Annotated in this window: 10 protein-coding genes; 6 read left to right on the top strand and 4 right to left on the bottom strand. The window is 36.1% G+C overall.

Going from position 1 to position 12,457, the window contains the following annotated elements:
* Positions 1-7 precede the first annotated feature (7 nt).
* A complete protein-coding gene (locus G508_RS0110795) occupies positions 8-916 on the top strand; it encodes an SMP-30/gluconolactonase/LRE family protein (protein ID WP_051197588.1) in 909 nt (302 codons plus the stop codon).
* A 95-nt stretch (positions 917-1,011) separates the two neighbouring features.
* On the opposite strand, the gene G508_RS0110790 is transcribed toward G508_RS0110795, so the two are convergent.
* Positions 1,012-4,743, bottom strand: coding sequence for a metallophosphoesterase (locus G508_RS0110790; protein ID WP_026705325.1), 3,732 nt, complete (start codon positions 4,741-4,743; stop codon positions 1,012-1,014).
* 25 nt (positions 4,744-4,768) lie between these two features.
* Here G508_RS0110790 and G508_RS0110785 point away from each other — a divergent pair, with 25 nt between their 5' ends.
* Positions 4,769-5,962 (top strand): Pycsar system effector family protein, encoded by a 1,194-nt coding sequence (locus G508_RS0110785; protein WP_026705324.1) that lies wholly within the window; start codon positions 4,769-4,771, stop codon positions 5,960-5,962.
* 168 nt (positions 5,963-6,130) lie between these two features.
* On the opposite strand, the gene G508_RS0110780 is transcribed toward G508_RS0110785, so the two are convergent.
* Positions 6,131-8,494, bottom strand: coding sequence for a hypothetical protein (locus G508_RS0110780; protein ID WP_026705323.1), 2,364 nt, complete (start codon positions 8,492-8,494; stop codon positions 6,131-6,133).
* Positions 8,495-8,598: 104 nt separating this feature from the next.
* Between G508_RS0110780 and G508_RS0110775 the strand changes: the two genes are divergently transcribed.
* The 4 genes from G508_RS0110775 (at position 8,599) to G508_RS0110755 (ending at position 11,302) form a co-directional block, all read left to right on the top strand.
* Positions 8,599-9,180 carry a Crp/Fnr family transcriptional regulator gene (locus tag G508_RS0110775; RefSeq protein ID WP_026705322.1) on the top strand — a complete coding sequence of 194 codons (582 nt, stop codon included), beginning with the start codon at positions 8,599-8,601 and terminating at the stop codon, positions 9,178-9,180.
* Positions 9,181-9,602: 422 nt separating this feature from the next.
* Entirely contained in the window at positions 9,603-10,322 is a 720-nt protein-coding gene (locus G508_RS0110765; RefSeq protein WP_245569865.1) for a pirin family protein, read from the top strand.
* 83 nt (positions 10,323-10,405) lie between these two features.
* Entirely contained in the window at positions 10,406-10,936 is a 531-nt protein-coding gene (locus G508_RS0110760; RefSeq protein WP_026705320.1) for a YceI family protein, read from the top strand.
* Between the two features lie 57 nt (positions 10,937-10,993).
* Positions 10,994-11,302 carry a response regulator gene (locus G508_RS0110755; RefSeq protein WP_026705319.1) on the top strand — a complete coding sequence of 103 codons (309 nt, stop codon included), beginning with the start codon at positions 10,994-10,996 and terminating at the stop codon, positions 11,300-11,302.
* A 331-nt stretch (positions 11,303-11,633) separates the two neighbouring features.
* Here the strand turns inward: G508_RS0110755 and G508_RS20305 are convergent, their stop codons facing one another.
* Together G508_RS20305 and G508_RS0110745 are read right to left on the bottom strand one after the other, a co-directional pair.
* Positions 11,634-11,987, bottom strand: coding sequence for a hypothetical protein (locus G508_RS20305; protein ID WP_211223388.1), 354 nt, complete (start codon positions 11,985-11,987; stop codon positions 11,634-11,636).
* A gap of 184 nt (positions 11,988-12,171) precedes the next feature.
* On the bottom strand, positions 12,172-12,457 hold a 286-nt coding region (locus tag G508_RS0110745), incomplete at its 5' end, for a transposase (protein ID WP_026705318.1).

Genomic DNA, 12,457 nt, shown 5'->3' with positions numbered 1-12,457 from the left:
AAAAGATATGTTCTCAAAATCCCTAAAAATATTTCTGGCAAGTGCCGTATTTATATCTTGTGCAAACTCCTCTTCCGAAGTAATCGAGGAACTATTTTCAATGCCAAAAAAAATCAAAGAATCATCAGCCGTTGAAGTCACTGAAAAATCAGATTTGATTTGGACGTTAGAAGACAGCGGAAATGATCCGTTATTATTTGCCTTGAACTTAAAAGGCGAAATTGTGAATACAGTTGAAATTACAGATGCAAAAAACAACGATTGGGAAGATTTAACTTCTGATAAAGATGGAAACCTCTATATTGGTGATTTTGGAAACAATGATAACGATCGAAAAGACTTATCGATTTACAAAATAAATGCTTCGGATTTGAACAAAAAAGAAGCTTCTGTAGCCGAGAAAACAGCCTTCTTTTTTCCTGAACAAACCTTGTTTCCTCCAAAAAAGTCAGAGCGATTTTATGATGTGGAATCTTTTTTTCTTTTTGAAAACCATTTCTATTTATTTACCAAAAACCGAAGTTCAAAATTTGATGGAACGACATTATTGTACCAAGTTCCAAACCAACCCGGAAACCATCCAGCAAAGCTTATTTCCTCGTTTAAAACCTGCGACAATTTCAACCATTGTGCCGTTACCAGTGCCGATATCAGCCCCGACGGAAAAAAAATCGCATTGTTAAGTGCCGATAAGGTTTGGATTTTTACTGATTTTACTTCCCCTAATTTCCTTTCGGGAAAAGTGGAACAGATTGATTTGAATAATTTTACCCAAAAAGAAGGTATTTGTTTTGTTGGCAACGACGAGCTTTATGTTACTGATGAAAAAGACAAAAAAACAGGAGGGAAATTATACCGCTTGATTTTGTCCGACAGCAAAGCTGTAGAAGTTTTTGGTGTTGAAGTAAAAAAATAAAAACACAGATTTCACGAATTTTCACAGATTCCATTCTAAAAATAATCTGTGAAAATTCGTGAAATCTGTGTTTAAATCATTTTTAAATTCTGTAGCTAAAAACCAAATCCCAAACCAAACGACACCCTTCCCCCATCTTCAGAGTGGAAATATGATAATTTTGCTGTAAGTACATTCACGCCATTCAACCAGATTCCACCTCCATATGAATTGTGCCACTTGGTCGAAAAATCATCCTGAAGCCAAACCCTTCCATAATCGAATCCGGCAAGGAAGCCATATTTTATTGGTACGATTCCATTCTTGAATTTACCCATTTCATATCGTATATCCGATGTTTGAAAGAACGATTGCTTTCCTGAAAAACGTTGGAATCGAAAAGCCCTCAAATCAAAATCGCCTCCAAGTGTTGCCATCTGATAAAACTCATAATCATTACTAAAAAGTATTCTGGTCTTCGCCAAAGTTCCCACAACCAGCTTCCCTCCTTTTGTAATTTTATGGCTAAAACCCAATGCCATTTCTGCATGAGGCACCTGCCTATCTGAATCTCCAAGGTTTACACGATATCCTCCTTCAATATAAAATTTCATCCCCAAGGTTGGATTGGACGGATTGTCATAATTCTCATAACCGTAACGCACTTCTGCTCCAGCAAAATTCTGGGTCCTAAAAACCGATGGACTTACCAATCCTGGCGTGTTAATAAATCGGTCGGTGGTTTCCTCCACTTCCATTGATTCAAAGGTAGCTTTCGCCGAAAAATAAGCCCCAAAATCACCTTTCCAATTGATAGAGGGTGATGCCTTTATACTTTGTATCTTTACCCGATTGAAGTCCATTCCTTTTTCATCATCCTCATTCAAGGTCTCATTTCCATAGCCAAAAAAGTTGGAACTAAAGTTTGGACTCGTAATACTGGCATCCATCTCTACAAACCAATTATTGACGATATTAGGAAAAACACCCTTGTAAAGCAACTCATAACCACTTGTTGCAAAATAATAATTGGCCTTGATGTTGTGTTTTTGCGAAAAAGGATTTCGCTTAAAAGCATTTACAGTATAAGTTATCGAAACCCCTAATTTCACACCATCATCAGGGTTGAAACCAATACTTGGGAAACCAGCAATAGCATTGTATTTTGGTTTTTTATAATCATACTGATTGAGTTCGTAACTATCGTGCAGGTTTTTACGAGTAGCCCTATCAATATCAAAAGTATTTTCCTTTGATTTATAATCGTACACTTCCACTTTTTTTCCGTTTTCAACCAAATAAGAATCATGGTTTAATCCTCCTAACATTCGCACGGTAATCGTTCCGTTTTCTTTGCCTTTTACTTCAAAAATATCATCGTCATCTAAACCATACAACCATATTTCCTTGGTTTGCTTCTTATCATAAATACGGGAATATTGAAATTCCTCACCCTCCTTTTTCATTCTGAAAACTTTTACTTCCGTTTTAGAATCTGGAAGTCGGGTGATAACAAATTTGTCTTTTTTGTCTGTACCCACTATTAAAACCGTTTTCTGTAAAACTTTATAATAATCTCCAGCCGTTTCTATCAAATCACCTTTTCTTTCTTTCAGATAATTCTTGATTCTTCCAACGGTATTGTCTTGAACTTCCTTTGGTAATTTGGCGAAAGCCTTTTCAATTTCCGTATCGGTTAGTTCTTTTTGAATGTATTCGGCTTGTTCTTTCCAATCCCTCTCATCTGAAGTTCTCAAGAAACGCAAATCAAGCGGATAAGGTTCCATGTTCAACCACTTCGCATTACGTATTTCACCTCTAAAACTCTGCATGTGTCGCAAAGCAGGCATTTTCATCAAAAGCGACAACAAGGCTCCACCATATTTTGGAAAAGCTTGATCGCGGTCTCTCGGAATTGGGCGGTACAATACCTTGCCATCGATCTTATATTCGCCCCATCGCCATTGGTCATAATGGCGGTCCCAGTCGCCAATAAGCATGTCAAACAAACGGGCTTTGATATAGGCCTTTTCATCTACTGCATATTTTTCATCTTTCATCAAGTTTTTTAAAACATCATCCGTACTTACAATAGCATCTGGTTTTCCGAAACTTGCGAGATTTTCAAAACCATCAGCCGGACGTTCTTCAATCATATACAATTCATCTCCAAAATCTTCATTGAAATCGGCCAAGGCATTTTGCTTCGGAACAAAAAATAATTTAGGATTCGAGTGATAAACGCCAACGGCTTCCGCCAAATCTCCCACAACAAAAGGCGTATAAGGGTGTGAAGAAGTATAAAAATCAAGCAGAAAATCCTCTGCATAAGTATCACGGAACTCCTTTTCAACATATTGATCCTTGAAAGCTACGGATTGAAGGAAACGAGTGGCACTTTTTTTCAAGGCTCTCATCACATATTCCCTACCCGATTTGTCTTCCAATCGCAACGATTTTGATTGATGTCCGCCTCCAGCTTTTGTAGGTTTCAAACCGCCATAAAGCGTGTCGAGATTTACATTTCTAACCCGAACTGGCTTGCTAAAATATTCGCGATAATGTTTTCCAAAAAGAAACGTATGGAACTTACTTTTTGAAGTCATGGTCGAATCATAAACCGATGAACGGGTATATTTTGAAAAAGAATTTGTGTAGTTTTTCTTCGGAATTTCGATCTTATCGGCAATTAATTGATGGCGAAACAACAGTTTTTCCTTCTTGTCCACCATCCCGAAAAAAGAAACATTGGCAACACCTTTGTCTGTCACTTCCAAAACCGAATAACCATTTCCACCAAATGAAAAATCCTTTGGGTTGATAACTCTTGCAGCTTCAACCTTTGAGCCCGAACCACTGATGATTTGCTTGATATTATCTTTCTCGACATATTGCAGATTATGGTCGTGACCCGAAACAATTACCACATTATCCTTGTCTTGAATCAATGCCTTGATACGTTTTATTAATTTCGTATAGTTCTTGTTTTGAATATCTTGTGGACTAACACCTGTAGTTTTTCGAAGCAAATTAATCAGTGAACCAATCACTGGCAATGGAACTTTTGACTCTAATGGAAATAATTGTTTTTCAAGCGAAAATTGTCCGCCATGAGTACCGTTGCTCATCAAGGGATGATGGATGGCAATGACAGTGGTTTTCTTTTGATTTTTGTTTAAGACATCTTCGAGTTCAGTAAAAAAATCTTCTCGGGTTTTAATCGTACAATTATCATTGATTGTAGGATGTTCGTCCCATTTTTCAAGGTACCATTGCGAATCGATGATAATCAACGACAAATTATCGTTTATTGAAATATCATCAATGGCACAACCGTCTTTAGGCAAAAAGGATTTCTTTTGCTTCAGCTTTTCATTTACATAATCTTCCTGACGCTTCAATCCTTCTACCCCATTGTTATACCAGTCGTGGTTCCCCGGAATAAAAATCGTTTTTCCTTTAAAATTTTGGCTTAAAGCCAATTGATTGTCGAGCTTTTCTTCGGCTGATTTTCTTTCACTGTCGTCCTTTTTTGGCATGCCATACGGATAAATATTATCTCCCAGAAAAAGAAGTGTGCTATTTTCATTTGCCTTATTCAATCGCTTTTTTAAGGCTGAAAGCGTGTTTTTTGCATTTTCTTCATCTGCATTTCCTGCATCTCCAATCAAAAAGAACGTGTGCTTGACTTTTGTGGCAGTTACCGAATCCTTTTCAAAAGCAGTAGTTTCCTTTCCATATTGCGGTTTTTTTACAGCACATGAATACAATAGAAACAGTATAAAGACGTTTGGTATAATGAAGCTAATATTATGACGAAATCTATTATTTAGAGAAAATAATTTCATATTTTGGCTGTATAAAATTTTGATTATGACTATTGTTCAAAAAGCCGAGAATTATATATTCCAGTTGTTCAAAGATAAATTATCTTCTGATTATATCTATCATAATTTTAATCATACTTTAAGGGTTGTAAATAGCGTTAAAACGTTGATTGAAGCCGAAGAAATTAATGAGGCTGATGCCGAGATGCTTATTATAGCTGCATGGTTTCACGATGCCGGATACATTCAGGGATATGAAAATCATGAAGACAACGGAATTATAATCGTCAAGGATTTTTTGACCGAAAATAATTATGATCCTGAAAAAATCGAACAGATTGCCAAATTAATCAAGGCAACACAGCTCAATCTTGAGCCTGTAGAGTATTTGGAAAAAATTCTTCGGGATGCTGATAATGCTCATTTTGGAAGCAAAAACTATTTTGAAGTGTGCGATTTACTTCGGGAAGAGTTTAAACATACCAAGAAAATTGATTTTTCCGAATTGGATTGGGCCAATGAAAACCGCAAGTTCTTCAACAGTTTCCATCGATTTTATACCGAATATGCCAAGAAAAACTGGCAACCTGTAAAAGACGAAAATATTGCAACGCTTCAAAACCTCATCACTTCGCTTGAAAAAGGGAAAAAAGAGAAAAAGAAAAGTAAAGATTTATTGAACCAGAAGAAACTGGAAAAAATGGAAACGCCTGAACGTGGAATTGAAACAATGTTCAGAGTAACCTTAAACAATCACACACAATTAAGCCAGATTGCCGATAGTAAAGCGAATATCTTACTTTCGGTAAATGCCATCATCATCTCGATTGCCTTGTCAACTTTAATTCCGAAATTAGACAGTCCAAGTAATGCTCATTTGGTTTTTCCAACGTTTGTAATGCTGATGTTTAGTGTGATTTCCATAATTTTTGCAATACTTTCTACCCGGCCAAAAGTCACAAACGGTTCGTTTACCCGAAAGGATGTTGAAACCAAGAAAATCAACCTTTTGTTTTTTGGAAATTTCTATAAAATGCCACTTGACGAATATACTTGGGCCATGAAGGAAATGATGAAAGACCGCGAATACCTTTATGATTCGATGATAAAAGATTTGTACTTTCTAGGATTGGTTTTAAACCGAAAATACAAATTGCTACGTATTACCTATACCGTGTTTATGATTGGAATTATTGTTTCGGTGGCGTGTTTTGTGATTGCTTTTAAAAGGATTGGATAGAATCCCGTTGGGATGAAATTATTGTAGCAACCAAATTCACAACAAAACCAAAATCCCGTAGGGATGAAATTATAATGTCAACCCTACGGGGTTTTTAACCACATTACCCGATAAAATCTACAACAATTTCATCCCTACGGGATTTCTTTTGTATACTATATAATACAATTATTGCTTAAAATCCTTCACCAATTCCTGATACGTATATTCTTCCTCCACAATTTCATTGTAAACAACTTCCACTCGAAGTGCTCTTAATCCCGTAACACCTTGTAAATCTTCTACTTCAAAATTTTCAATTTCGGCACCCAAAAGATTTTTATGTTGCAAAAGCTGGATGTATTTTCGGTACTCCATTTCTTCCTGATGTTGGGAATAGACAATCGTGATTTTTCCCTTTTGGGTAATTCGCTCTTGAGTTCCCTTGATGTTGGATTTGTCGATTCTTTTCTTCACGACTTCATATCTGGCGTTGTAAGTTCCATCAACATCAAATCGCTTTTCATCCATACGGAAACGTATTGAGATTGGGGTACTGAAAACCAATATCAGCGAGGTAACATCCAAATCATACGGCAAGGTTTTTCTCAAATGGAAATATTCGTTCTCCATTTCGCAAATAGCCTGTAATTGCCACAGCCTCAAATTACTCAAATACAATGGATTGTAAGGCAGCTTTGGCGAAATGGAAGCTCCAATATACAGGTTATGTTCCACTCCATCGGTCTTGAAACGCTCATAATAGTGCGGATAAAATTCCTGAGCTTTTTCCTGCTTTTTATCCAAAACTGAAGCCATCTTTTTATTGATGAGCGAAAGTGTATTGTCAAAATCTTTCCTTGCGTCATACACCATTTGGATATGAGGATCCAAAGCATCAAAATAAGCCGTTATCTTTTGTTTTACTTGTGTATTTGAGGAATTAAAATGCTGTAATATCGGATGAATTTCATTCAAGATATACGTCTGAACAATTGATTCTGTATCAGCTTTCAGGCTTTCTTTCAACTGGGTTTGGTATTTTTCCAATTCAAATATATTCTGATAAATAACTGGAAGCTGAAGGTTTTCGCTGATGAACTTGAAGAGATCAATCAATAAATCGATTTGCAAAGCCAGATCTTTTTCGATGGCCAAATTTCGAGCCGTAGAAGAACCTTTTATATCAATCTGACCATATAATGGGGTGATATTTTTGAAAACAATTTCCTTGAAAGGCAAATCCCTATTGTTTTTGTTCCCAATATGAAGTATCGCCTCTTCGCGGAATTTCCAATACACACTCGGATGGATTGCAGTATATTCCTTTTGAATGATGGCTTCAATCTCGTTTTCGGTTTCAAAATAAAAACGATCAATTGTATCTATTATGTAAGGCATCACGATGTCCATTTTATGAGCATTGATGCTATTGAGTGTACCTTTTTTATAGGAAACCAATTCAATAATTCCTAGTAATTTTTCATCTTTGACCATCGGTGCAAAAATTGCACTTCTAATCCCCAGTTTCAAAAAATGACGGGCCAATTGGTTTTCTGGATTCTCGTTTGCAAATTTTTCTACATCCGAAATACTCAAATAATTATTTTGCTTAATTAATCCATCAAACGATTTGTCACAAAGTAATTCTTTACAATCATTTTCAATTGCCTCACTTAAAATAAAGCTTTGTACATTCTTATCAAAAGGAGCAGTTACAAATTTATTTTCTTCGTAATTGATTGCGGTATAACCAATTTTCAAATCGGGAATCCTATAGATTGATCTGAAAATGGTTTGGAAGTTTTCTTCTACCGAAAAATCTTCTTCTCGCTTACCTATAAGATTAGTTTTCAAGTTAGAAACGGCACTTTCAGTCGTGGCATCATACATCGACATAATTCCGAAACCTTTAATTATCCAACTATTAGTTGGGAATTTTTCTTTCCAAATTTCGAAATTATCGTAGTTGTCAATCAACATATCAACATCTTCCTGGGTAATGTGAATTGCAGATTCAGTTGGAATAATTTCCATAAAATCAGCATTATACAATATCCTGTAATGCTTCATTATTCCCTCGGCATCGGGAATATCATAAAAGAAAGGCTTACTTAGATCAAGTTTCAATCCGTAATATTGCATCAAAATCAAACAGCAACTCATGACATAAAATTCATGGTCGTCGAAGTCCCGAATTGTCATGTCAAAATCTGGTCCTGCATTGTTTAATATGCTTTGAAATCGTTCGGAATAATTAAAAATTATATTGTGGAAAGGTATGGCAATCGCTTTAATTTCGTTCTTTGTTAAAGCTGTTGGAAACAAATCTGAAAGCAAATAACGGATCAACTGTTTGTGTTCCTGAATGGCATTGAAATCGGTTATACCTTCTCTCAATTCAGGAAATTTATTCACTTCATTTAAAAGTCCTTTGGCATAATTCGACCTATAGTCAACATCCGACAAGGCTATTTCTTCCAAACTTTCAATGAGCTTATGAAAAGAAATCTGAACCTGAAGCGGATTATCCTGTCGTTTTTCGTAAATCATTTAGATGGTAATTTTGTAGAGCACAAAGATACTAATAAGTTATTTTCAAATGTGTTGTCCTAGTTCAATAAATTCTATAACTTTATGCTTTAAATCCCAAAACCTTGTACACACAAATCAACAACAGCATCAGCCGATATGTTTCCTTTACTGAAGAGGAGCTCAATATTTTCAATTCTTTATTAGAACATAAAAAAGTACCCAAGAAAACCATTATGCTTCACGAAGGCGAAATGTGCAATTTTGAAGCTTTCGTCATTAAAGGTTGTATTCGCAAATATTTTATTGATGCCAATGGTTTTGAAGTGATATTGCAATTTGGAATCGAAAACGCTTGGGTCAGTGATATTTCCTTTAGTATATATGAAGATAAACCCAGCCAAGTTTTTATAGAAACCCTCGAAGATTGCGAGTTTTTTATGTTCAGTCCCGAATCTAAAGAAATGCTTTTTGAAAGAGCTCCTCGATTTGAAAGAGCTTTCAGAATCCTAATGCAACGGAACCTTTCGGTTACTCAACACCGTCTTTTCAATACCATTTCCAAAACCGCAATGGAAAAATATGTAGAATTTCTTGAACTTTATCCAACCATTCCCCAACGTGTTGCACAACATTATATCGCTTCTTATTTAGGAATCTCGGCTGAGTTCTTGAGCAAGGTTCGGGCAAAAATGGCCAAAGGGTAAATTCCAAAATACAATTTCCAAATTCCAAAAAGCAAATTCCAAATAAGCTCCAAGTAACAATTTTAAAATTTTTCAAACCTTAGCAACGGTTTCAAAAATTGAAATTTGAAAGATTGGAATTTATTTGTTTTTTGGAATTTGGAAATTGCTTTTTGGAATTTGCTTTTTGGTATTTATTTTTAATTAAAAATCATTTCTTGTCCTAGTTCAATGCCCACCTCTTTTTTCTGACGCAACTTTGTACCGTAATAATAAAGCATCACATTATGGACAGAAAAGATTTTATAAAAAAAGGATTATTTGGCACAGGAATGTTCGTTACAACTGCTGCAGTTGGATCAATTCTTAAAAATGAAATAGACGAAATAAAAGAGTTGGAACCAGTTGGTTTTAATCATATTCCCAATACAGATTCAAAAGTTTTGGAGAACACTGTTCTGCACAAAGCCAATACAAGAGGCCATGCCAATCACGGTTGGTTGGATTCACACCACACGTTTAGCTTTGCCAATTATCACAATCCAGAGAGAATGCACTTTGGTGTACTACGAGTTTTAAACGACGATCGTGTGGATGCCGGGATGGGTTTTGGGCGTCATCCTCACGACAATATGGAAATCATTTCGATTCCGCTTGAAGGCGATTTGAAACACGAAGACAGTATGGGGAACAAGGCCGTTATCAAGAAAGGTGATATCCAAGTCATGAGTGCCGGAACCGGGATTTTCCACAGCGAATATAACAACAGCTCTGAAAATTTGACGAAGTTCTTGCAGATTTGGGTGTATCCGAATAAGAAAAATGTAGCCCCTCGATATGATCAAATCACGCTAAACGAAGCCGACCGTCATAACAAATTACAGCAGATTATCTCACCCAATCAGGACGATGAAGGCGTTTGGATCCACCAAGATGCTTGGTTTCATTTGGGGAATTTCGACAAGGATTTCAGCACTACTTACAACCTTAAAAAAGCAGGAAACGGAATTTATGCTTTCGTCCTTAAAGGAGATTTCACAATAGGAAACATCGCCTTGAACCAACGCGACGGACTAGGAATCTGGGATACCTCAAGCATCGATATCAAGGCCAACTCAGAAGATGCGAGAATTCTTTTGATGGAAGTGCCAATGATGATGTAATTCAATTGCAATAGCAAAAATCAATGGTAATTTCAATAAATAATAATAAACAATAGTAATAATAAATTAAAAATTAAATAATTATGTCAACAACAAAATGGTCAATCGACCCAACACACTCAGAAATTGGTTTCAAAGTAAAACACATGATGTTTACAAATGTTTCAGGAAGCTTTCAAAAATTTGATGCTTCGATTGAAACCGAAGATGACAACTTCGAAAACGCAAAAATTGAATTTTCAGGAGATGTAGATTCTATCACAACAGGAAATACCGACCGTGATACGCATTTGTTAAGCCCGGATTTCTTTGATGCTGAAAAATTCCCAAAATTGACGTTCAGTGCCACTTCTTTCAAAAAACAAAACGAAGGAGAATATGAATTGAAAGGCGATTTGACACTTCACGGTGTTACAAAACCTGTAAAATTGGAGGTAGAATTCGGCGGATTGGCAAAGGATCCTTGGGGAAATCTAAAAGCGGGAATGTCTATTTCGGGAAAAATCAACCGTAAGGATTGGAACTTAAACTGGAACTCAGCACTTGAAGCAGGTGGAGTTTTAGTTGGTGAAGAAGTAAAACTGAATATTGAATTGCAGTTTGTAAAGCAATAAATGTAAACTAATAAGCCTGATGGATTCTTCTCTCAGGCTTTATTAAAAAAATTTAAAATGATAAAAATCCTCTACATCGGCAAACACAAGGAAATCCTCGACACGGTCGTGAGATTGCTCAATGCAAACGACGAATGGTTCGGAATTGGTGCCGAAACCGATGAAGAAGCATTGGAATTATTTTCAACCTATGACTTTGCTCTTGTGTTGCTGGGTTGTGGCATCAGTGAAGAAAGCGAACAGCTACTAATCACTGCTTTCCGAAACCAAAAACCCGACATTGTCATTATTCAGCACTATGGTGGTGGTAGTGGTTTATTGAAGAATGAAATCACCTCTGCATTACAAGACCATAACTTTATCTAAACCAAAACTGCAAGCTACCACTTGCAGTTTTTTTATATCTGTTTTCACGGATCCGCTTAGAATTTGCTCTTAGCATCTTAAATGTTGTCGGAGCGTATTCAGAAGTTGTCGGAGCGTATTTAGACTTTTCCCATACGTATTCAGAAGTTGTCGGAGTATATTTAGACTTTTCCCATGCGTATTCAGAAGTTGTCGGAGCATATTTAGACTTTTCCCATGCGTATTCAGAAGTTGTCGGAGCATATTTAGACTTTTCCCATGCGTATTCAGAAGTTGCCCATGCCTATTTAGACTTTTCCCATGCGTATTTTATAGCCTCTTGAAAATGCCCTTAATGCTGGTAACACCTTCCATTTGTGTTGGTCGTTTTCCTTTTGCAGCGTATTCCTTTTTTGGTTTTTCCAGAACATTGTACCGAAGTAGTACTTGTAGTTTGGCTCTCGGTGGTCGTTTCTGTCTTGACATTATTTACAGAAACTTTCTCCTGAGTCGTTAGGGGTTTACAGACTTTACAGGGTTCATATCCTTTTTCGAGGGCTTCTTCAAGGTTCATGCTAATTGAAGAATGCTTCAAATGAGTACATGTTTCCTGATGGTATTTTGCACCTGTTTTGGTGATATAGACAGTTTGCGAGAAAACACTGGCAACAACAAATAGGAAAAAAATGAGGAAGAACTTTTTCATGATTGGGGTTTTGGGTGTCACGAAGATAGTGTTTTTAATTTTCTAGAGGTTTGGGGTGGTTTTAGAAGGATGGATTAAATTTTAAGCGTCAATGTAAAAGGATTCGAGCAATCAATATCATTAAATCAGGTGGTTTAATCAGGCTAGTGCATTCTATGATAAAAAACAAATAAAATATTAAAAATTAACAGGCAAATTTATATGTATTTACATATGGAGTTTGTCTGTTAATTACGCTAAAAACACGACTTATAATTTTACATCTAATGTTGTTTAATACTAGCATCGAATTTTTACCTTCGGCTTTCTTTTTATTATAATATTCTTTTAACTGTGGATCATATTTGATAGCCGTCAATGCACACATGTGAAGCAATGATTTCATCTTTTTGTCTGCTAAATGACTCACCTTGGTCCTGCCTTTTACACTGGTTCCTGATGAATATTCAAAGGGTGCTACTCCCGAATAG

The organism is Flavobacterium soli DSM 19725, from assembly GCF_000422705.1.
Classification (GTDB): domain Bacteria; phylum Bacteroidota; class Bacteroidia; order Flavobacteriales; family Flavobacteriaceae; genus Flavobacterium; species Flavobacterium soli.
The sequence above is the reverse complement of the archived record's forward strand: the minus strand, read 5'-3'. Positions and strand labels throughout refer to the sequence as shown.